This window comes from Sphingobium xenophagum (genome assembly GCF_002288285.1).
In the GTDB taxonomy this organism is placed as follows: domain Bacteria; phylum Pseudomonadota; class Alphaproteobacteria; order Sphingomonadales; family Sphingomonadaceae; genus Sphingobium; species Sphingobium xenophagum.
Genome location: NZ_CP022745.1, coordinates 1,191,375 through 1,213,054, shown reverse-complemented (window position 1 = coordinate 1,213,054; position 21,680 = coordinate 1,191,375). Strand labels below are relative to the sequence as shown.

At 65.5% G+C, this 21,680-nt stretch carries 20 protein-coding genes; 3 read left to right on the top strand and 17 right to left on the bottom strand.

What is annotated here, in order from left to right; translation table 11 throughout:
- Nucleotides 1–59: 59 nt before the first annotated feature.
- The 6 genes from CJD35_RS05875 to CJD35_RS05850 form a co-directional block, all read right to left on the bottom strand.
- A complete protein-coding gene (locus CJD35_RS05875; protein WP_017183205.1) occupies nucleotides 60–983 on the bottom strand; it encodes a ParB/RepB/Spo0J family partition protein in 924 nt (307 codons plus the stop codon).
- Nucleotides 980–1,762, bottom strand: coding sequence for a ParA family protein (locus tag CJD35_RS05870; RefSeq protein ID WP_017183204.1), 783 nt, complete (start codon nucleotides 1,760–1,762; stop codon nucleotides 980–982). Before CJD35_RS05870 ends, CJD35_RS05875 begins: the two co-directional genes overlap by 4 nt.
- Nucleotides 1,759–2,403, bottom strand: coding sequence for a 16S rRNA (guanine(527)-N(7))-methyltransferase RsmG (gene rsmG / locus CJD35_RS05865; RefSeq protein ID WP_017183203.1), 645 nt, complete (start codon nucleotides 2,401–2,403; stop codon nucleotides 1,759–1,761). The genes CJD35_RS05870 and rsmG overlap by 4 nt, the downstream gene beginning before the upstream one ends.
- Entirely contained in the window at nucleotides 2,400–4,250 is a 1,851-nt protein-coding gene (gene mnmG, locus CJD35_RS05860) for a tRNA uridine-5-carboxymethylaminomethyl(34) synthesis enzyme MnmG (protein WP_026002400.1), read from the bottom strand. Before mnmG ends, rsmG begins: the two co-directional genes overlap by 4 nt.
- Nucleotides 4,251–4,311: 61 nt before the next feature.
- On the bottom strand, nucleotides 4,312–5,595 hold the full coding sequence (gene mnmE / locus CJD35_RS05855; RefSeq protein ID WP_017183201.1) for a tRNA uridine-5-carboxymethylaminomethyl(34) synthesis GTPase MnmE: 1,284 nt from the start codon (nucleotides 5,593–5,595) through the stop codon (nucleotides 4,312–4,314).
- Between the two features lie 15 nt (nucleotides 5,596–5,610).
- Nucleotides 5,611–5,859 (bottom strand): DUF6489 family protein, encoded by a 249-nt coding sequence (locus CJD35_RS05850; protein ID WP_017183200.1) that lies wholly within the window; start codon nucleotides 5,857–5,859, stop codon nucleotides 5,611–5,613.
- Nucleotides 5,860–6,008: 149 nt separating this feature from the next.
- Here CJD35_RS05850 and CJD35_RS05845 point away from each other — a divergent pair, with 149 nt between their 5' ends.
- Complete coding sequence (locus tag CJD35_RS05845; RefSeq protein WP_026002399.1) at nucleotides 6,009–6,707, top strand: dienelactone hydrolase family protein; 699 nt, start codon at nucleotides 6,009–6,011, stop codon at nucleotides 6,705–6,707.
- On the top strand, nucleotides 6,707–7,675 hold the full coding sequence (locus CJD35_RS05840) for a quinone oxidoreductase family protein (RefSeq protein WP_017183198.1): 969 nt from the start codon (nucleotides 6,707–6,709) through the stop codon (nucleotides 7,673–7,675). The genes CJD35_RS05845 and CJD35_RS05840 overlap by 1 nt, the downstream gene beginning before the upstream one ends.
- 264 nt (nucleotides 7,676–7,939) lie before the next feature.
- Here the strand turns inward: CJD35_RS05840 and CJD35_RS05835 are convergent, their stop codons facing one another.
- Together CJD35_RS05835 and rho are read right to left on the bottom strand one after the other, a co-directional pair.
- A complete protein-coding gene (locus CJD35_RS05835) occupies nucleotides 7,940–8,662 on the bottom strand; it encodes a YjbE family putative metal transport protein (RefSeq protein WP_017183197.1) in 723 nt (240 codons plus the stop codon).
- A gap of 16 nt (nucleotides 8,663–8,678) precedes the next feature.
- Nucleotides 8,679–9,935, bottom strand: a complete 1,257-nt coding sequence (gene rho, locus CJD35_RS05830) for a transcription termination factor Rho (protein ID WP_017183196.1) — start codon at nucleotides 9,933–9,935, stop codon at nucleotides 8,679–8,681.
- 299 nt (nucleotides 9,936–10,234) lie between these two features.
- On the opposite strand from rho, the gene CJD35_RS05825 reads away from it, so the two are divergent.
- The gene (locus tag CJD35_RS05825) at nucleotides 10,235–11,224 is read left to right on the top strand and encodes a retroviral-like aspartic protease family protein (protein WP_095686910.1); all 990 of its coding nucleotides are present in this window, start codon (nucleotides 10,235–10,237) and stop codon (nucleotides 11,222–11,224) included.
- A gap of 62 nt (nucleotides 11,225–11,286) precedes the next feature.
- Here the strand turns inward: CJD35_RS05825 and CJD35_RS05820 are convergent, their stop codons facing one another.
- From CJD35_RS05820 to CJD35_RS05780, 9 genes are all read right to left on the bottom strand, one after another.
- A complete protein-coding gene (locus CJD35_RS05820; protein WP_017183194.1) occupies nucleotides 11,287–13,371 on the bottom strand; it encodes a transglycosylase domain-containing protein in 2,085 nt (694 codons plus the stop codon).
- Nucleotides 13,372–13,532: 161 nt separating this feature from the next.
- Nucleotides 13,533–13,937 carry a peptide-methionine (R)-S-oxide reductase MsrB gene (gene msrB / locus CJD35_RS05815; RefSeq protein WP_026002397.1) on the bottom strand — a complete coding sequence of 135 codons (405 nt, stop codon included), beginning with the start codon at nucleotides 13,935–13,937 and terminating at the stop codon, nucleotides 13,533–13,535.
- A 31-nt stretch (nucleotides 13,938–13,968) separates the two neighbouring features.
- Entirely contained in the window at nucleotides 13,969–15,051 is a 1,083-nt protein-coding gene (locus CJD35_RS05810) for an NAD(P)/FAD-dependent oxidoreductase (protein WP_017183192.1), read from the bottom strand.
- Nucleotides 15,030–15,704, bottom strand: coding sequence for a methyltransferase domain-containing protein (locus CJD35_RS05805; RefSeq protein ID WP_017183191.1), 675 nt, complete (start codon nucleotides 15,702–15,704; stop codon nucleotides 15,030–15,032). The genes CJD35_RS05810 and CJD35_RS05805 overlap by 22 nt, the downstream gene beginning before the upstream one ends.
- The gene (locus CJD35_RS05800) at nucleotides 15,701–16,756 is read right to left on the bottom strand and encodes a type III polyketide synthase (RefSeq protein ID WP_086012010.1); all 1,056 of its coding nucleotides are present in this window, start codon (nucleotides 16,754–16,756) and stop codon (nucleotides 15,701–15,703) included. Before CJD35_RS05800 ends, CJD35_RS05805 begins: the two co-directional genes overlap by 4 nt.
- A gap of 73 nt (nucleotides 16,757–16,829) precedes the next feature.
- The gene (gene holA, locus CJD35_RS05795) at nucleotides 16,830–17,855 is read right to left on the bottom strand and encodes a DNA polymerase III subunit delta (RefSeq protein WP_017183189.1); all 1,026 of its coding nucleotides are present in this window, start codon (nucleotides 17,853–17,855) and stop codon (nucleotides 16,830–16,832) included.
- Entirely contained in the window at nucleotides 17,852–18,355 is a 504-nt protein-coding gene (gene lptE / locus CJD35_RS05790) for an LPS assembly lipoprotein LptE (RefSeq protein ID WP_017183188.1), read from the bottom strand. Before lptE ends, holA begins: the two co-directional genes overlap by 4 nt.
- Nucleotides 18,356–18,453: 98 nt before the next feature.
- A complete protein-coding gene (leuS, locus tag CJD35_RS05785) occupies nucleotides 18,454–20,982 on the bottom strand; it encodes a leucine--tRNA ligase (protein ID WP_017183187.1) in 2,529 nt (842 codons plus the stop codon).
- Between the two features lie 101 nt (nucleotides 20,983–21,083).
- Complete coding sequence (locus CJD35_RS05780) at nucleotides 21,084–21,533, bottom strand: DUF3576 domain-containing protein (RefSeq protein ID WP_017183186.1); 450 nt, start codon at nucleotides 21,531–21,533, stop codon at nucleotides 21,084–21,086.
- Nucleotides 21,534–21,680 lie beyond the last annotated feature (147 nt).

Sequence of the window (21,680 nt, the reverse complement as noted above, 5' to 3'; positions counted from 1 at the left end):
AAACTTCGCCCATGTCGCATATGGCGATTCACGGTCGGCAGCGCGCTACCCATGGTCGCCTAAATGCGTTCGCCCGACAGGCGCTGGCACAGCATGTCGAGCTGGTCGAGCGTCGAATAGCGCAGCGACAGCGTGCCGCCCGCGCCGCTGGCATGATCAATATCGACCTTCAGCCCCAATATGTCGGCCAGATGCTGCTCCAGCGCGGCAATATCCGCATCCTTGTCGCCCGAACCGCCGCCGCGCCGTGCGGCCGGTGCGTCCTCGCCCTTCTTGACCCGGCGAACCAGCTGTTCGGTATCACGGACGGACAGCCCCTTCTGTTCGACCTGCCGCGCCAGCGCCTCGCAATCGGGTGCGCCGATCAGCGCGCGGGCATGGCCCATGCTGATTTTCTGTTCGACCACCTGCTGCTGCACCGTTGCTGGCAGATCGAGCAGGCGCATGAGATTGGCGACATGGCTGCGCGATTTGCCGACCAGGCGGCCAAGCGCTTCCTGGCTATGGCTGAATTCGGCGATCAGCTTGCGATAGGCTTCCGCCTCTTCGATCGGGTTGAGATCTTCACGCTGGATATTCTCGATCAGCGCGATTTCAAGCGTTTCGGCCTCATCGAAATCGCGCACGATCGCGGGGATGCGGTGCAGATGGGCGCGCTGGGCCGCGCGCCAGCGGCGTTCGCCCGCAACGATCTGGAAGCCGCCACCATGGGGCCGGACGATGATCGGCTGAATCACGCCGCGTTTGCCGATGCTTTCGGCCAGTTCCTGCAACGCGCCTTCGTCGAAATGGCGACGCGGCTGTTCCGGGTGCGGCTGGATCAGCGCGACCTCGATGGACTGGATTGCCTTGCCCGATGGCGATGGAGCGACCGCCGCGACAGGTTCTTCGCGCGCGACGTCGCCGAGCAGCGCGGACAGGCCACGGCCCAGCCCGTGCGGGCGCTTGGCCATTTTGGGCTTTTCGCTGGTTTCGTCGCTCAAGCCGCCACCTCCTGCCGGGGCAGGCGCGCGATCAGTTCGCGTGCCAGTCGCATATAGGCTTCCGACCCCGAACAGCGGAAGTCGTAGATCAACGCCGGGACGCCATGGCTGGGCGCTTCGGACAGGCGCACATTGCGCGGGATGACAGTGGAGAATACCAGATCGCCCAGGCAGGCGCGCACATCGTCGGCAACCTGATCGGTCAGCCGGTTGCGCCGGTCATACATGGTCAGCGCCACACCCATGATCGACAGGCTGGGATTGAATCGGCCCCGGATGCGCTCGACCGTCTGGAGCAGTTGCGACAGACCTTCCAGCGCGAAAAATTCGCACTGCAACGGCACCAGCAGCGATTGCGCCGCCACCATCGCGTTGATCGTCAGCAGGCCGAGCGACGGCGGACAATCGATCAGGCAGATGTCCCATCGACCTGCCGGGGCTTCGGACAAGACCCGTTCCAGTCGGTGCGTACGCTCTTCATATTCGATCAGCTCAATCTCGCAGCCAGACAGATCCTGCGTCGCGGGAACGATGTCCAGCTTGGGCACGCGGGTCGCGACAATGGCGTCCTCCAGCGCGCAGTTACCGACCAGAAGATCATAGCTGGACTGCGCCCGATCCGCCTGCATGACGCCCAAACCAGTCGACGCATTACCCTGCGGATCGAGATCGACCAGCAACACGCGCAACCCCGTGGCCGCCAATCCCGTGGCCAGATTGATGGCGGTGGTGGTTTTGCCCACGCCGCCCTTCTGATTGGCGATGGCGATGCAGATCATGCGCGGCCTTTCCTCCTGGCGACGGGTTTGACGGATCGGGCGATCAGGATGGCGCTATCCGCATCCGTTACGCTGGCTTCCATGTGAAAGTCACCTTGCCACGATGGGCGCACGGCCTCCAGTTCATTTTGCGCATTTCGTCCCTTCGGCAGCACCCATAGCGTTTTTTCATTCGCCAGATGCGCCGCGGACGACAGAAGTTTGGGCAAGGGCGCATAGGCACGCGCGCTGATGACCGCCGCTGCCGTTGGCGGAACCGCTTCGACCCGACCACCGAACACATGCGCGCGCTTGAGACCCAGTTCGTCGATCACGCCGTCCAGAAATTCGATCCGCTTGCGCCGCGATTCCACCATCATAACTGGCCGCGTAGAAAGGCAGGCGATGACGATGCCGGGCAGCCCCGCACCAGAACCGAGATCATACCAATCCCCCTCCTCTGCATCCTCCGCATGGCGCAGCAACTGCGCGGAATCCACGATATGCCGCGCCCAGACATGGGGGCGGGTCGATCGGGCGATCAGATTCTGCTCGTCCATCGCGGCCAGCAGGATCGCGACATAGCGCTCCAGCCGGTCCCATGTTTCACGTGAAACATCGAATTGTGAATCGAGCCAGGCCCGCGCTTCATCCTCCGTCACGCGGCCACCCGGCGGACGTGAACAAGGATTGCTGCCAGTGCCGCCGGGGTGATACCCCTGATCCGGCCAGCCGCCGCGAGCGTATCGGGTCGCGCCGCATCGAGCCGTTCGATCATCTCCGTCGACAGACCGCCGATCCGTGCAAAGTCGAAATCGGCGGGAATCATCACCCTCTCGTTGCGGCGCATGTCGGCAATCTCGGCATCCTGCCGTTCGAGATAAGGGGCGTAATGCGCGTCTTCCAAAATCTCGGCGCGCAGATCATCCGGCGCATCACGCAGACCGGGCACCAATTCGAGCAACAGCGCCTCGTTCACTTCGGGGAAACGCGCCCATTCGAACAGGCTGCGCCGCGCGCCATCCTGCCGAACCGATGCGCCCGCACGGGCCATTTCCGTGGCGGTCATCATGCGCGCCAGTTCTGTTTCGATCGCCAGACGTTGCGCCGCGCGACTCCCCAACCGCGCCTGCCGCACCGCGCCGATCAGTCCATGCGCCAGGCCGATCGCGCCCAACCGCGTTTCGGCATTATCGGCGCGGAGCCGTAGTCGATATTCGGCGCGCGCCGTCAGCATGCGATAGGGTTCTGTCACACCCTGCAAAACCAGATCGTCGATCATCACGCCAATATAGCTGCTGGCGCGATCAAGGACCAAAGCCGCCTCCCCCCGCGCTCGTGCCGCGGCGTTGGCGCCGGCGATCAGACCCTGCGCCGCCGCCTCCTCATAGCCGGTGGTGCCGTTAATCTGTCCGGCGCAGAACAGGCCGGGGATAGCGCGTACTTCCAGCGAGGAATCCAGTGCGCGCGGATCGACATGATCATATTCGACGGCATAGCCCGGCACGACTATCTCGGCCTGCTCCAGCCCGCACATGGAGCGGACCATCGCAACCTGCACATCGGTCGGCAGCGACGTGCTGATGCCATTGGGATAGACCAGCGGATCGTCCAGCCCTTCTGGCTCCAGAAAAATCTGGTGCCCGTCACGATCGCCGAAGCGCTGAATCTTGTCCTCGATCGACGGGCAATAGCGTGGCCCCCGCCCCTCTATCGCACCGCTGAACAGAGGCGAGCGCCCCAGCCCGTCGCGGATGATGTGATGGGTGCGTTCATTGGTGCGGGTGATGGCGCAGGCGAGTTGCGGCAGGACGCGGCCATCCGATAGCGGGGACATGGTCCAGTTCGCGCCGTCGGAAGGCTGCGCCTCCAGTCGCGCCCAATCGATCGTGCGACCATCGATGCGTGGCGGCGTGCCGGTCTTGAGCCGCCCGATCGGCAAGCCGATCTCGCGCAACTGAAGGCCAAGCGTCGTGGCCGCGCGCTCCCCTACGCGACCGCCGGCCTCGCGCTCGTCACCCCGGAACAGCTTGCCGCCCAGAAACGTCCCGGTCGCCAGCACGATGGCGGGGGCTGACAAGAGACGCCCATCCGCTAGCTTCAGCCCGGCAACAGCCTCCCCGGCGAGCAGCAACGCATCGGCCTCACCCTCCACGATCGTCAGCCCCGGCTGCGCGTCGAGCATCTGATGGATCGCCGCGCGATACCGCTTGCGGTCCGCCTGAACGCGCGGCCCCTGTACCGCAGCGCCCTTGCTGCTGTTCAGCATGCGATAATGGATTGCAGCGGCATCGGCGGCGCGGGCGATCAGTCCGTCCAGCGCGTCGACTTCGCGCACCAGATGGCCCTTGCCCAGACCACCGATGGCCGGGTTGCAGGACATCGCGCCCACGGTCGCCCGTTCAAAGGTGAGCAGCGCCACCGTCGCGCCTTTGCGCGCTGCGGCAGCGGCCGCCTCACACCCGGCATGGCCGCCGCCGACCACGATCACATCATAGCTTGTTCGCATGGTGCCGCCCTTATCAGAAAGGCGCGCGCGGAGCAAAAGCGTTCCACGTGGAACATGCCGCTCATTTGCCGATACAGAAGCCCGCAAACAGCCGGTCTAGCATATCCTCGGTTCCGGCTTGGCCGGTCAGCGCGTCGATCTCTCGCCGCGCCTGTCGCAACTCCTCGGCCAAGATCAACAGGTCATGCGCGCCAGCAGCGGAATCGAGAAATGCCGCAATCTGTCCAACGCGCTGGCGCTGTCGCGCGTGCAGTGCATAGTCGCCTTCGCCCGGCAGCATGTGCGCGGCGCGCTCCAGCAGCATCGCCACCAATGCGTCCATCCCTTCCCCCGTGCGCGCGGACAGGCGCAGGCCCGGACGCTCTGCCGCGCCGTCGCGGTCGCACTGCGCCGCGATCAATATCGCATCGTCGCGCGGTGCCTCTGCCTCATCGCCCAGCCACAGGATGATGTCCGCCGCCGCCAGCGCCGATCGCGCCCGGTCGATGCCGATCGCCTCGATCGCGTCGCCTGTCTCGTCCCGCAGTCCCGCCGTGTCGGTGAACAGGAAGGCGACGCCGCCGATCGCCGCAGGCACCTCGATCCGGTCACGCGTCGTCCCGGCGATGTCGGATACGATCGCTGCATCCCGTCCGACCAGCGCATTGAGAAGGGTCGACTTGCCCGCATTGGGCGGCCCGGCCAGCACCACTCGCACGCCGTCCCGCAACCGCTCGGCAGACGGCGCGGCGAGCATGGCGGCGACATCCTGCGCCAGCGCCGTGATGCCCGCGCCGATCCGCGCCTCGATCGCGGCGTCGGGCACATCATCCTCATCGGAGAAATCGAGCGCGGCTTCGGCCATCGCCGACAGGTCGAGCAGGGTCGCGCGCCAGCCCTCTATCCGTCGGGAGAAATGCCCTTCCGCCATCATCAGCGCGGCGCGGCGCTGTTGCTGGGTTTCGGCGGCCAGCAGGTCCGCCAGCCCTTCCACCGCGTTCAGGTCCATCCGGCCATTGGCGAAGGCGCGACGGGTAAACTCGCCCGCTTCGGCGCGGCGCAGCCCCGGCATCGCCGCGAGCGTTGCCTCTACTGCCGCCACGACCGCGCGGCCGCCATGGCAGTGCAACTCGACCAGATCTTCGCCGGTGACGGTTGCCGGACCGGGGAGCCACAGGGTCAAGGCCCGGTCGAGCGGCGCATCGTCCTGCGGGTCGACCAGCAGCGCAAGACTGGCGGTGCGCGGTGGCGGGACGCGGCGGGCCAATCGTTCCAGCGCGGCGCGGGCGGCGGGACCACTGACGCGGATCACCGCAATCCCCGCGGGCGGCGCGCCGCTCGACAGGGCGAAAATCGTGTCGGTCACGGTCGGTGGCGTGGCTTATTTCTTCTCGGTGCCGGACATGCCCGACAGGCCGATATTCATCATCTGCTGGAACAGGCGCACGCCCGCATCGCCCATGGGGGAGAAGCTTTTGAACAATGTTTCCATCTGTTCGGCGCTGCCGACGCCCTCAAACCCTTCCAGCATCGTCTTGATATATTTGTCGTGAATCGGGGTCACGTCCGGCAGGCCCAGGAAAGCGCGCGCTTCGGCCGGGCTGCAATCGACATCGACGGTCACTTTCATGTTCAAAGCCCTTCCAGCGCGGAAAATTCCGTTGCGCCCGTCATGCCGCAAGTGGGGCGGTCATGGCAAATATTTTGGGCGATACGCCCGTTGCGCTGCCTGTCGATCAGGCCAATATGGGCCGGACACAACAGTTGGAAGGGATTCCCATGGCAGGCTTTATTTCCGTCCCCACGCTGGAAGAGGAGGGCGCATTCGACGCCTATGTCGCCAAGCCGGCAGAGGACGCCACCGCCGCGATCGTCGTCATTCAGGAAATTTTCGGCGTGAATGAGGGCATCCGCCGCAAGTGCGACAGTTGGGCCAAGGCAGGCTATGTCGCCTATGCCCCCGACCTGTTCTGGCGCGAAAAGCCGCATGTCGAACTGGACGCCGACGTGCCGGAGGATTTCCAGGCGGCGCTGGGCCATATGCAAAAGTTGAATCAAGACCAGGCGATCCGCGACATCGAAGCGACGATCCGGGCGGCGCGGGCGGCTGTCGGCGGTGGCAAGGTCGGGCTGGTCGGTTATTGCCTGGGCGGGCGGCTGGCTTTCATGGCCGCGTGCCGGACCGATGGCGATGCGTTCGTCGCTTATTATGGCGTGGGCATCGACGGCTTGCTGGGTGAGCAACATGCGATCGGCAAGCCGACCATGCTGCATATTCCGACCGCGGACGGCTTCGTCCCCGCCGAGGCGCAGGCCGCGATGCATGCCGGGCTGGACGATAATCGCCATGTTACGCTGCACGACTATGACGGTCTGGACCACGGCTTTGCCGCTGAAATGGGCAATCGCCGGGACGAGGATGCGGCCCAACTGGCGGACAAGCGTACGGCGGATTTCTTTGCCGAGCATCTCGCCTGATGGCGGACGCGTGGCGCATGGTCGCCCGCAGCCATGGCGGGCCGGAAGTGATCGTACGCGAGGATTTCGATCCCGGCGCACCGGGTGAAGGCGAGCTGCTGGTTGCGCAGGACGCCGTCGGCCTCAACTTCATCGACACCTATTATCGCACCGGCCTCTATCCCGCGCCCCTCCCCACCCCCCTGGGGTCGGAAGGCGCGGGCCGCGTCGTGGCTGTTGGCGCGGGCGTCACCGGCTTTGCCGTTGGCGATCGGGTCGGCTGCGTCAGCGGGCTGGGCGCCTATGCCAGTCACCGCATCATCGCCGCCGACAAGGCTGTCAGGATTCCCGATGGCGTGTCGAACGAAGATGCGGCCGCGATGATGCTCAAGGGCATGACCGCCTGCTACCTTGCCGAGGACAGTATCGACCTGCACGCCGGGCAGGTGGCGCTGGTCCATGCGGCGGCTGGCGGTGTCGGATCGGTGCTGGTCCCCTGGCTGCGCGACAAGGGCGTGACCGTCATCGCCCATTGCGGGTCCGCCGAAAAGGCGGCGCAGGTCGATGCCGATCATAGCCTGCACGCTCCCTTTGACGAGTTGGCCGCGACGGTGCGCGACTTGACGGGCGGCAAGGGCGTTGATGTCGTCTATGATGGCGTGGGCAAGGATAGCTGGGCCGCATCGCTCGCCAGCCTCAAGCGGCGCGGACTGACGGTCAGCTATGGCAATGCGTCAGGCGCGGTGCCGCCGGTCAGCCTTCTGGAACTGAGCCGTGGCGGATCGCTCTATGTCACCCGCCCTACCCTGTTCGATTATATCGCGACGCCACAGGAACTGGCCCATACTGCCGAGCGATTGTTCGACCGGATGCAGCGCGGCGTCGTGAAGGCGGTGATCGGCCAGCGTTTCGCGCTGAGCGATGCGGCGCAGGCGCACCGCGCGCTGGAGGCGCGGCAGACGATCGGTGCGACGGTGCTGGTGGTGTGATCCTCCCCCGATGGGGAAGCACCGCTATCGCGTACGGAACGGACCTCATTTTACTTCGTCATGCTGAATTTATTTCAGCATCCATTGTGCCCCAAGAGCCACCGCTTGGGGCGAGAAATGGACCCTGAAACAAGTTCAGGGTGACGAGTATAGTGGGGATGGCTCCATATGCGACAGCCTCATTGGGGCCATAAACGCCACAAAAAGGGGGGGCGGAACCTGTGTGGTTCCGCCCCCCTTTTTGTTGCGTCGCTGCGTTCAGCCTCAGGCGAACAGCGTCAAAATCCCGACCTGATGATCGACAAAGCCTTCGTAGATCATCTTGACCGCGACATAGACGATTACCGCCAGGCCGAGATAGGCGATCCAGCGGAAACGCTCGATATATTTGGCGATGATGTTCGCCGCGATGCCCATCAGCGCCACCGACAGGATCAGCCCGATGATCAGGATGCCCGGATGGTCCTTGGCCGCGCCAGCGACCGCCAGCACATTGTCCAGGCTCATGCTGACATCGGCGACGGCAACGGCCCAGGCGGCGGCGGCGAAGCTCTTGGCCGGGCGCAGGCCCGATATATCATCGTCGCTTGTGTCGCCGGGCGTTTCGCCACCCCGCTTGGGATGCAGTTCACGCCACATTTTGAAGCTGACCCACAGCAGCAGCAGGCCGCCAGCCAGGATCAGGCCGACAATCTGCATCAACTGGCTGACCACCAGCGCAAAGGCGATGCGCAGCACCAGCGCGGCGATGATGCCGATCAGGATGACCTTCTTGCGCTGGGCGGCGGGCAGTCCAGCCGCCAGCGCGCCGACGACGATCGCATTGTCGCCCGCCAGCAAAATGTCGATCATCAGCACCTGACCAAAGGCGGCCAATGCGCTGGGCGATGTTATATTGCTGAAATCATTGACGATATGCGCCCAAATGTCAGCGGGCGAACCCAGCCCCTGAGCGGCGGCGGCTGCGGTGGTGAGAAGGTCGAACATGTCGGCGCAATCCCGCTTACTGGTTCATCGAATCGAAGAAATCTTCGTTGGTCTTGCTGTCCTTCATCTTGTCCAGCAGGAACTCCATCGCGTCGATCGTACCCATCTGCATCAGGATGCGGCGCAGCACCCACATTTTGGAAAGCTTGGCCTTGTCGACCAGCAATTCTTCCTTGCGGGTGCCCGACTTGCCGACGTCCAGCGCCGGGAAGATGCGCTTGTCGGCAACCTTGCGGTCCAGCACGATTTCGGAATTGCCGGTGCCCTTGAATTCTTCAAAGATGACTTCGTCCATCCGGCTGCCGGTGTCGATCAGGGCCGTGGCGATGATCGAGAGCGAACCGCCCTCCTCGATATTGCGGGCCGCGCCGAAGAAGCGCTTGGGCCGCTGGAGCGCGTTGGCGTCCACACCGCCGGTCAGCACCTTGCCGGACGAGGGAACGACCGTGTTGTAGGCGCGGCCCAGGCGGGTAATCGAATCGAGCAGGATCACCACATCCTTCTTGTGCTCCACGAGCCGCTTGGCCTTCTCGATCACCATTTCGGCGACCTGGACGTGGCGGGTGGCGGGTTCGTCGAAGGTGGAAGACACGACCTCGCCCTTCACGCTGCGCTGCATGTCGGTCACTTCTTCCGGGCGCTCGTCGATCAGCAGGACGATCAGGAACACTTCGGGATGATTGTCGGTAATGGCCTTGGCGATGTTCTGGAGCATCACCGTCTTGCCGACGCGCGGCGGCGCGACGATCAGCGTCCGCTGGCCCTTGCCCTGCGGCGACACGATGTCGATGACGCGCGCCGACTTGTCCTTCTGGGTCGGGTCGCCCGGATCGAGCGTCAGCTTCTGTTCGGGATAGAGCGGCGTCAGATTGTCGAAATTGACGCGGTGGCGGACCACATCGGGATCGTCGAAATTGACGGTGTTGAGCTTCACCAGCGCGAAATAGCGTTCGCCGTCCTTGGGTGCGCGGATTTCGCCGTCCACCGTGTCGCCGGTGCGCAGGCCAAAGCGGCGCACTTGATTGGGCGAGACATAGATGTCGTCGGGACCGGCCAGGAAATTGGCTTCCGGGCTGCGCAGGAAGCCAAAGCCATCGGGCAGCACCTCGATCGTGCCCTCGCCCATGATCTGCTCGCCATTTTCGGCCTCGGCCTTCAGGATCGCGAACATCAGATCCTGCTTACGCAGGGTCGACGCGCCCTCGACGCCCAGTTCCTCTGCAAGTTGCACGAGGTCGGCTGGCGCGGTTTTCTTGAGGTCCTTGAGATGCATTGCGAGTCGATCCGATGACGAGAGGAGAATTGTGCCGGAAACGGCGAGATACAGGCAAGCAGGACGCCGCCAGACGCCTGCCCAGGACGGACAGGGTCGATAATGCGCGCATTTAGCGAAGCGGGCCGGCCCAAGTCAAGGCGGGACTATGGGCAGGGACCAGAGAAAATGGCTTTTCAGCGCGGTTTCGGGCCAAAGAGTGTCGCTGGTGCGACCACGCGGCTTCATGCTATAACGGGCCGATAAAATCGGGAAAGGATGCGGCAATGGGACGGCACCGGCTCACAGGGTCAGGGGCCATGGGGCTGGGGGCGCTGGCCATCGGCCTGGCGATGGTCGGCCTGATGACCGCCGGAGCGCCGCTGGCCGCGCAGGACGCGCCGGCGCTCGATCCCGCCGTGCCGCCAGCCATCGTCCGTACCGGCCCGTCGCCTGACGAACGGGTGACCATCCCCATTCATATCGACGGCAAGGGGCCGTGGAACTTCATCATCGACACCGGATCGCAGCGCACCGTCATTGCCCGCGATCTGGCCGAGCAGCTGGCGCTGCCGCCCCGCGCCAATGTGACGATCCTGAGCATGACCGGCCGGACGGAAGCGGAGACGGTCGCGGTGCCCAAGCTGGGCTTTGGCGGCGGGACGATCGACGATATCGAGGCGCCGGTGCTGGAGGGCGAGAATCTCGGCGCGCCGGGCCTGCTGGGGCTGGACAGTCTGCACGCCAAGCGGCTGCTGCTCAATTTCCGCACCGGGCGGATGGAAATCAGCGCCAGCGGCGGATCACGCCGCCGCATCGCCATAGACCCCGACGCCATCGTGGTGGAGGCGCGGCGGCGGCGCGGCCAGCTGATCCTGCTCGATTCCGAAGTCAACGGCATGACGGTCGCCGTCATGCTGGACACAGGCAGTCATTTCAGCATCGGCAATCTGGCGCTGCGCGACCGGCTGATCGCCAAGAAGCGCGCGCCGGACATGGCGGAGGCCGTGCTGACCAGCGTTACCGGCGGGCAATTGACGGGCCAGGTGGGGCGGATCAAATCGGTGCGGATGGGCCGGGTCAACCTGATCCAGGTGCCCGTGCTGTTCGCCGACGCCAGCCCCTTTGCCGAACTGGGCATGAAGGACAAGCCCGCCTTGCTGCTGGGGATCAGCGCGCTGCGGATATTCGACCGGGTCGCAATCGACTTTGGCCGGGGCAAGGTGGATTTCCTTCTGCCCGACGCCAGCGCGATCAGCCAGACGCAGCTGGCGGCAGCAGTGCCGCCGGATAAACTGCCCGTCCAGTAATCGAGCGAGCGGGGCAAAAACCTCCGTTCGCTTCGAATGGATCAGGGTGACGTGATCAAACCCTACGGACCAGGCGCTGGCCGCGGAGGCGGCTGGCGCTGACGGTCGCGGCCCAGCACATTGTCGATCCATTGCTGGTCGATCCGCTGCGACGACAGACGGTCCTGCGGATCGACCTCCATGTCCTGATCGTCGCGCGGATCAGGCTGCGCGGGACGGGCGCGCTCGATCGGCAAGCCATTCTCGTCCACCATCATGCCGTCATCGACGCCATTGTCGGGGCTGCCATAATAAGCTTCGGCGTCCGGCTCCAATTGCCATTCGGGCAAGGTCACTTCGGTTTCGAACGGTTCGACCGGGCGTTTGGCGACCGCGACCTTCATATAGTCGGCAAAGGCGCGGGCCGGCGCGCGTCCCCCCTGCAACCCGCCGACCGCGCGGGCATCGTCGCGGCCCATCCATACGCCGGTGGTGACGCCGCTGGAAAAGCCCAGGAACCAGCCATCCTTGTTGCTGGTGGTCGTGCCGGTCTTGCCCGCCACGGGCCGTCCGATCTGCGCCGCCTTGCCGGTGCCGGTGCTGACGGCGGTCTGCATCAGGTCCGTCATCCCCGCCGCGACCCAGGGCGCGACCAGCACGCGGCTGGTATCGTCCTGATGCTCGTACAACAGCCGCCCGTCGGCGGTCGTCACCTTGGTGATGCCATAGGGCGTCACTGCAATCCCCTTGCGCGCGATCGAGGCGAAGGCGCGGGTCATGTCGATCAGGCGCACGTCCGACGTGCCCAGCACCATGGACGGATGGGTGTTGATCGGCGTGGTGATGCCAAAACGACGCGCCATGTCGGCGACGGTCGGAAAGCCGACTTCGACGCCCAGCTTCGCCGCGACCGTGTTGATCGAATAGGCAAAGGCGGTGCGGATATCGATATCGCCGGAAAAACGCCCCGAACTGTTGCGCGGCTTCCACCCGTTAATGTCGACGGGTTCGTCCGTGATCCCGGTGTCGGGGGTATAGCCCGCCTCCAGCGCAGCCATGTAGACAAAGATTTTCCATGCCGATCCGGGCTGGCGCGTCGCGGTGGTCGCGCGGTTGTAATTGGACGTCACATAATCGAGGCCGCCGACCATCGCCCGCACCGCCCCGTCACGGTCGAGCGACACGAGCGCACCCTGCGTGCCCGCGGGCACATTGGCCTGGATCGCGGCGGTCGCCGCCTTCTGCATGTTAAGGTCGATGGTGGTATAGACTTCCAGCGGTTCGTTCGGCTCGTCGATCAGCACGTCGAGCTGGGGCAGCGCCCAGTCGGTAAAGTAGCGCACGCTGTTCTGAGGCGGTTCGGGGGCCAGCTTCACCCCCTGCATGTCGACCGCCGCCCGTTCCGATGCGCTGATCACGCCATTGTCGCGCATCAGGTCCAGCACCACGCCCGCACGGCCAATCGCGGCTTCGGCGTCGGCGGTGGGCGAATAGCTGGACGGCGCCTTGACCAGCCCCGCGATGATCGCGGCTTCGGGCAGATCGAGCGTCGTGGCGGAGTGACCGAAAAATTTGCGGCTGGCCGCGTCGATGCCATAGGCGCCGCCACCGAAATAGACCTTGTTCAGATAGAGTTCCAGGATCTGGCGCTTGGAAAATTTGCGCTCCAGCGCCATCGCCAGCACCATTTCCCGCACCTTGCGGCCCCAGCTATAGCTGTTGTTCAGGAAGATGTTGCGCGTCACCTGCTGGGTGATGGTCGATGCGCCCTGCCAGCGGCGGCCCTTGCCGCGATTTTCCACCGCAACCCAGGCCGCGCGCGCCATGCCGATCGGGTCGACGCCGGGATGAAGGTAGAAACGCCTGTCCTCGGTAGAGATCATCGCGTCGACCATGACCTTGGGGATCTGGTCATAATCCATCCAGCGCCCGAAACTTGGCCCCAGCGATACGATGACGCTGCCGTCGGCGGCATGCACGCGGATCATCTGGCCATTGGGGGAGGATTTCAGACTATTGTAGTCCGGCAGCGACTGCATTGCGATGACGACGGCGATCACCACCGCCAGCAGCCCGGCGACACCCGCCGCGACGCTGATCTTGAGGCCGCGAACCAGCCATCGCTTCGCCTTGCCCGGCGTGCCCTTGCTCTTGCCTGATCCTGCCATCTGTGCGCCCCGGATACCCGCTAATCCCGGCCCCGGCCAGCATGTTTCATGCGTCCCGCCCGGAAAATTGCCTAGATCGTCTCCATGACGATGGCCGCTTTACGGGCGATGAACGATCCATCCATGAAATTGCGCCCAAAAGCGCATCTCGTGCGGAACGGCTACGCGTCGCCGTCGCGCGGCTTGAAGTCCAGCGAAGCGCTGTTCATGCAGTAGCGCAGGCCGTTGACGCCCGGACCATCGGGAAACACATGGCCCAGATGCCCCTCGCACTTCGCGCAGCGCACCTCGGTACGGATCATGCCATGGCTGGTGTCACGGATTTCCTCGACCGCGTCGATATCCACGGGCGCTGTAAAGCTGGGCCAGCCCGACCCGCTGTCATATTTTTCTTCCGCGTCGAACAGTTCCGCGCCGCAGCCAGCGCAATAATAGACGCCGTCGGCCTTGTTGCTGTTGAGCTTGCCGGTAAAGGCCCGCTCCGTCCCGCCCTCACGCAACACATGATAACGGTCGGGGGAAAGGCGCTCGCGCCATTCGGCATCGGTCAGATTGATCTTGTCCATGGCCGCAATATGGGCGCTGGCAGCGCGCCGATCAAGCATCCGCGATCCGGGTGAGCCGCATCGCCAGGCGTGCCGCCCCCGGCGTCGCGGTCAGCAGCCGCAGCAGCCCCGGCGAGCGTCCCAGCGCGCGAAACCCGGCCGCCGCGCGCAGCGGCAGCATCGCGCGACGGGAAAAATCCCTCTGATAGCGGACCGCGCCATCGCGCCCCTCCCCCTGCCAGCGCGCCACCGCCGCCGCCGCGCTGGCCAGCGCGATGCCGATCCCCTCCCCCGCCAGCGACGGGATCACCGCCGCCTGATCGCCCAGCCGGTAAAGACCCGGCCAGCTTGTCGTCGCGCGCCAGCCATAGGGCACATCGCCAATAGCATCGACCTGCGCATCGTCCGGCACTTCGCCCAGCCGGTCGGCCAATGCGGGCGAGAGGTCGGCCAGCCGCGCAATCAGGGCAATCGGACGCCCGCCCGCCGCTGCCAGCGCGCTCTTGCGCACCGCCATGCACAGATTGGCGCTGCCATCCTCCTGCAACAACAGCCCGACATAGCCACCATCGATCCAATGAAGTTCGATCCGGCTGCCGATCAGCCGGCGCCGCGCAGGACTGGACGGCAGGCGCAGACGCAGGCCGAGTTCCGGGTCCGCGCCGCCATGGGGCCGCGCCGCGCCGCGCAGGTCATGCTTGCCCGTCGCCAGAAAGAGGCTGTGCCAGTCGATCGCGTCGCCATCGTCCAGCGTGATCGTGGTGGGCGTCAGCGTCCGCACCGCGCGCCCCAGGCGTAACGTGACGCCCGCTTCCTGCGCCGCAGCCCGCAACATCGTGTCGAGCCGATGACGCGACAGGCCCATGCCCGCCGCCGGGAGCGGCAGGACGATTTCCTGTCCGCCCGCAAACAGCGCCAGCCTATCGACCCTGTGGCCGCCCAGCGCCGCCGCCTCTATCCCCAGCGCCTCGATCTGCGCGATCGTCGCCCAACTCAGGAACCCGCCGCACAGCGCATCGCCCGGCACAGTGTGCCGGTCGATCAGCAGCGGTGCCGCCCCTGCCCGCGCCAGCCGCATGGCCGCCGCCGCGCCTGCCGGCCCCGCGCCGACGATTATCGGCGCCGGGATACGCACAGCCGGAACGGAAAAACGCGCGCGATCCGCGCGTCGCTGATATACGCCGCGTCCAGCATCGCCCGCCATTCGGCGGCGACGAAGCTCCGCGCGATGGAAAGTTGGCCGTCCGCCCGCACGATCGGATGCACCCGCAGCAGCCGGGCCAGCCAGGGATAGCCATGATAGGCAAAGCCATGGCGGTGCAGGTCGTTGACGAACCAGCCCATGCGCGCCTGATCCTCCATGAAGCGCAGGAACGCCAGCCGCTCCGCATCGTCCATATGGTGCGTCACCAGGCTGGAAATCAGTATGTCCCATGGTTCATGCGCCAGCGCGGCATAGTCCCCGGTGCGATAGTCGATCGCCATGGCCGGATCGGTCCGCGCCTGCGCCACGGCCTGACTGCGCGGATTAAGGTCTATGCCCACCAGTTCGCAGGCCATGCCGCGCCGCTTTGCCCAACGCGCGACCTGCCGCAGCATACCGCCATCGCCATAGCCGACGTCCAGCAGGCGGAACGGCCCGGTCACAGCGCGATCCAGAAAGGCCAGCGTCGGCCGCGCCGCCATCGTCACCCGGTTCACCCGGTCGAGATCGGCCAGCACCTGCGCATAGACATTGGCGGGCAGGTCGGCTGCGTCCATCTGCTCGTCGGCAAGCGACCGTTTCATGGTGCTTCGCGGCGAAAGGTCAGCCCCTCCGCCGCCAGGCCCGGCCCGAAGGCAAGCGCAACGCCCTGCCCCGTCGCCTGCCCGGCCAATATCCGCGCCAGCACGAACATCAGCGTCGCCGACGACATGTTGCCGAACGCGCGCAGCACCGCGCGGCTATGGTCCAGCGCGTCCGGGGCAAGGTCCAGCGCGCGCGCCACCGCGTCCAGAATGGATCGTCCCCCGGCATGGACGGCCCACATATCGACGCTGTCGGCCGGAACCGGCAGCGTCACCGTTCCCGCCAGCGCCTGCGCGATCGCGCCCGGCACTTCGCCCGACAAATGCATCGCAAAGCCATGGTCGCCCAGATCCCAGCGAATAAGGCCCGCCGTATCCGGCACGGTCATGGCAAAGGGCTGGTCCAGCGCAATGCCGCCCGGCGCGGCGCTCACCAGCGCCGCCGCCGCGCCATCGCCAAATTGCAGCATCGCCAGCAACGGCTCGACCTCCGCATTCGCCTGCAAATGCAGGCTGCTCAGTTCCACGCACACCACCAGCACCCGCGCGCCCGGTTCGGACCGGACGATATGCCGCGCGGATCGCAATGCGACGATCGCGGCATAGCACCCCATATAGCCGACCATCAGCCGCTCGACCGAAGGATCGAGCCCCAACAGCCTGATCAACTGCTGGTCGATGCCCGGCGCGGTAAAGCCAGTGCAACTGGCGACCACCAGATGGGTGATGCCGTCGATCGCGACCTGATCCCCCAGCGCCGCCACAGCCCGCGCGGCCAAGGCCGGCGCTTCATCGGCATAGATGGCCATGCGCTGCGCCGTCGTCGGCCAGGCGTCGCCGTAAAAGCCGCCCTGCGCGGTCGGCGATCCGCCGCCGCCGTCCAGCACCGACCAGCGATGATGGATGCCGCTGCGCTGCGCCATCCGCATGAACAGCGCCCGCTCCCGCGGGTCGGTTATGCGCGCGCCTGCCCAGTCGATAAAGGCCGGGTGGACATCAGTGGCGGGGACGGCTGTGCCGATGGCTTGGATGGTGGCGGTGGACGAAATGATGCGCTGCCTTTGTTGCGCGCTGGCACATGGCCACGCTCTACCCTGTCTTATTCGTCAAAGCGCACGTCGGCGTCTATCGTTCCCGTGCCGCCTGCCGCGCGATCGTCAACAATTCGTGCCGTACCAGCAGGTCGCCCGTGCCCCGGCCGGACCGGGTCGCGCGCTCGGCCTGCGCCAGCCTCTGGATGACACGGGCGATGCCGGTTGCGTCCCACAGCCGTACCTGCCGCGTGACCACGCCCTTTTCCTTCCAGAACACCGCTTTGCCCGCCGCCTCGACCGCGCCTTCCAGCCGTCCGCTACTGTCGAAATCGGCGCGGATATTGGCCAGCAGCATGGCGCGGGTCAGCAGCGGGCGAATGACCGACGCCATGCTTGCGCCAACCTCCGACAGGCTGGTCAGTTCGCGGTGCATGGCTTTCAGGTCGCCGCCCAGCACGGCATTGACCAGGGGCGCGACCTCCGTATCGGGATTGTCGGCCGACAATGCGTCCAGCGCTTCCGCCGTCGCCTCGCGCGGGCGGTCGGGCGCGGCATCCAGATAGAGGATCAGCTTTTCGACCTCGCCGCTCATCAGCGCCCGGTCGCCATTGGCCAGATCGACGATCCGCCGCGCCAGTTCGGTCGACAGCCGCAGCCCGCCTTCGCGCGCGATGCCGATCGCGATCTGCTCCGATTCGCGCGCGTCGGGCTGGTAGGACACGAAAGCCAGTGCCCCCTTGTGATCGAGCGTCAGCTTGAGCAGCTTGGACGTCGCTTTCAGCGCGCCCGCCACCGCGATGACCGGATTGCCCGCCGCCTCCGCCTCCAGCAGCGCGGTCAGCGCAGGCAGCGATTCCTCGCCCATGCCATGCACGCGAATCCAGCGCTTGTCACCGAACATGGAAAAGGATGCGGCCTCGTCCGCCAGCCGGGCCGGATCGTCGCGCAGCGTCGACCCGTCCAGGTCCACCCGCTCCGCCCCCGGCCCCATCGCCCGTTCCAGCCGCCGGACCAGCGCCTGACTGGCGGCTTCGTCCGGGCCGTAGAGCAGGATGAAGCGCAGCGCCGCCGATGGCGCGTCGAGCGCCTTTTCAATCTGGCCGCGATTGGCCTTCAAGGGGCGGCGTCCCGGCTGGCATAGAGCGCCAGCCGCGCGATGATCTGGTCCGCCACGGTCTGCGACAGGCGTTCCAGCGCTGTATCCTCCGCTGCGATCGTCGCATATTCGCTTGACGTGACGTCGATGCCCGCGTCCGATCCGGCGCTGTCGTCCAGCAACTGCGCGCCGGTCGCTTCGTCCACCAGCTGATAGCGCGCGCGCAACGTGCGGCGTTCGCGGGTGACGGCGGCGTCGGACCGCAGACCGAAACCGCTGATCTGGTCGTCCAGCTTGACCACCAGCTTGTAGCGCGGCCCGGACCCGCCCTGCTGCATCGCGGCCAGCCGGTCATTGAGCGCATTGCGCATCAGCCAGCCATTCTTGCCCGCGATCGGCTGAACATCGACATGGCCCAACGTCTGCGCTACGGCCCCGTTAGCGCCCCCGCCATAGACCGGCCGCAAACCGCAGGCGGTGAGGAGGAGCGGAAGGCTCAGGAGCAGGGGCCAAGATTTCATGCCAACCTCCATAACCGTTCGCCCTGAGCTTGTCGAAGGGCCGTTCTTCTATTCGCAGAAGGGCGGGGCTTCGACAGGCTCAGCCCGAACGGACATTGTTAGATAACCAGATTCACCAGACGATCCGGCACGACGATGACCTTCTTGGGCGTCGCCCCGTCCAGGATGCGCATGACATTGGGCGCGGCCAGCGCCAGACGCTCCAATTCGTCTTTCGCCGTCCCCTTGGGCACGGTGATGGTGTCGCGCAGCTTGCCCATCACCTGGCAGGCGATGGTCACTTCGTCATCCACCAGCAAAGCCGGATCGACTTCGGGCCAGGCAGCGTCGGCGATCAGGCCGGTTTCGCCCATATCGGCCCAGGCTTCCTCCGCCAGATGCGGGGTCATCGGCGCGACCAGCAGCGCCAGCGCACGAATGGCGGCGTTGCGCGACGCGGACGGTGCCGCTTTCTCCACCGCATTGGCCAGTTCGTAAATCTTGGCGACCGCCTTGTTGAAGGACAGCGCCTCTATGTCCTTCGCGATCCCGTCGATCGTCTGGTGCAGCTTGCGGTCGAGCTGCTTGTCCTGCCCTTCCGCTCCCGTCTCGACCTGACCGAACAACCGCCACAAGCGGTTGATGAAGCGCCACGATCCCTCGATCCCGCTTTCGGTCCAGGGCAGGTCGCGCTCTGGCGGGCTGTCCGACAGCATGAACCACCGCACCGCGTCCGCGCCATATTGGGCGATGATGTCATCGGGATCGACGACATTCTTCTTGGACTTGGACATTTTGACGACCCGGCCAATCTCGACCGGCGCCTTGTCGGCGATCAGGGTCGCGCCATCGGCGGCGCGTTCGATCTCGCCCGGCGCGAAATAGACCGGCGGCAGGCCATCGCCCTGTTCGCGGCTATACGTCTCATGCGTCACCATCCCTTGCGTGAACAGGCCGGTAAAGGGTTCGGCAAAACCCAATTGCCCCATATGCTGGAGCGCGCGCGTCCAGAAACGGGCATAGAGCAAATGCAGGATCGCATGTTCGACCCCGCCAATATATTGGCCGACCGGCAACCATTGCTCCACCGTCGCACGTTCGAACGGCTTGTCCTTGGGCTGGCTGGCGAAGCGGATGAAGTACCAGCTTGAATCGGCGAACGTATCCAGCGTGTCGGTTTCCCGCACCGCCGGCTTGCCGCACGATGGGCATGCCACATGCTTCCAGGTCGGGTGGCGATCGAGCGGATTGCCGGGGATGTCGAACGTCACATCGTCGGGCAGCACCACCGGCAATTGCGCCTTGGGCACCGGCACCACGCCGCAATCGGCACAATGGATCACCGGGATCGGCGTGCCCCAATAACGCTGGCGCGACACGCCCCAGTCGCGCAGGCGGAACACCGTCTTGCCCGCGCCCCATCCTTCGGATTCGGCCCGCGCGATGACTGCGGCCTTGGCCTCCTCGACCGCCATGCCGTCGAGGAAGCGGCTGTTCACCAGCCTGCCCAGCCCGACATAGGCTTCGTCATGGATCGGCGCTGCTTCGTCCCCCTCGGCCGCGACCACGCGCTCGACCGGCAGCATATATTTGTGCGCGAAGTCGAGGTCGCGCTGGTCATGCGCGGGAACGCCCATCACCGCGCCGGTGCCATAGTCCATCAGCACGAAATTGGCGATAAACACCGGCAGTTGCCATGCGGGATCGAACGGATGGGTGACGGTCAGGCCGGTGTCGAAACCCAGCTTCTCCGCTGTTTCCAGCTCCGCCGCCGTGGTGCCGCCTGCCTTGCACAGATCGATAAAGGCCTGCGCCTGCGCATTGTCCGCCGCCAGCTGCTGCGCGACCGGATGGTCCGCCGCGATCGCAACGAAGCTCGCCCCGAAAATCGTGTCGGGGCGGGTGGAATACACCTCTATTTCGCTCTCGAACGGCGCGACCGGCTGAAAGCGGAATTGCAGCCCGACCGACTTGCCGATCCAGTTTTCCTGCATCGTGCGGACCTTGTCGGGCCACTGGTCCAGACCTTTAAGGCCCTCCAGCAGATCATCGGCAAATTGCGTGATTTTCAGGAACCATTGGCTGAGCTTGCGCTTCTCGACCGTCGCGCCCGATCGCCAGCCCTTGCCGTCGATCACTTGCTCATTGGCCAGCACGGTCATGTCGACCGGGTCCCAATTGACCGCCGATTCCTTGCGATAGACCAGCCCTGCGTCCAGCATGTCCAGGAACAGCGCCTGTTCATGGCCATAATAATCGGGGTGGCAGGTGGCCAGTTCCCGGCTCCAGTCCAGCGCAAAGCCCAGTTTCTTGAGCTGCGCCTTCATATTGGCGATATTCTCATAGGTCCATTTGCCCGGATGAACCTTTTTCTCCATCGCGGCATTTTCGGCCGGCATGCCGAACGCGTCCCAGCCCATCGGGTGCAGTACCTCATGCCCCGTCATCCGGCGGAAGCGCGCCAGCACGTCCCCCATCGAATAGTTGCGGACATGGCCGATATGGATGCGCCCGGACGGATAGGGGAACATCTCCAGCACATAGGATCGCGGCTTGGGCGAAGCATCGTCCGCCCGAAAACTCTGCTTCTCGTCCCAGATCGCCTGCCAGCGGGCGTCGGCCTCCAGCGGATTGAAGCGCCTTTGCATGTCCTGTCCTACCAAATGCGAGGGGCTGGGCCTTTGCAAGCCCAGCCCCGAACCGTCGAAAAACCGGGGCTTCGCGCACGCAAAACCCAGGCGAAGAAATATCAGCCGGAAATCGCGGTGCGGCGCAGGTCGCGGGCCTTGGTCAGGATGACCTCTTCCAGCTTCTGCACCGTCGCCGCCTTCACCGGGGCGTCGATCCACTGGCCATTCTGGTTCACCTGACGGCTGGCCGCGACACGCAGCGCGTCCGCGCGCAGATCCTGATCCAGGATCGACACGGTCAGCTTCATCCGCTCATTGGGGCTGTTGGGATTGGCATACCAGTCCGTGACGATGACGCCGCCGTTGGAATCGGTCTGCACCATCGGCATGAAGGACAGCGTGTCCAGGCTGGCGCGCCACAGATAGGCGTTGACGCCGATCGTGGTGACCCTGGACGCGGCCAGATCCGCCTTGGGCCGGTCCTTGGCCCCGCCACCGCAGGCGGCCAGCGGCAACAGGGCGGTCAGCAGCAGACCTGCGGAAACGGAACGAAAAAAGCGGCTGGCCATCAGGCATGTCCTAGCTGAAAAGACGAAAAATGCTCGCGCCTTCTATAGTGGTCCCGCGCCAAGGAGCAAGGGGCGGCGGGCGACGGCGCATGCGATCCGGCACGGATCATTCTGCGCGCCTGTGTGTTCCGTGCAACATCTCTGACA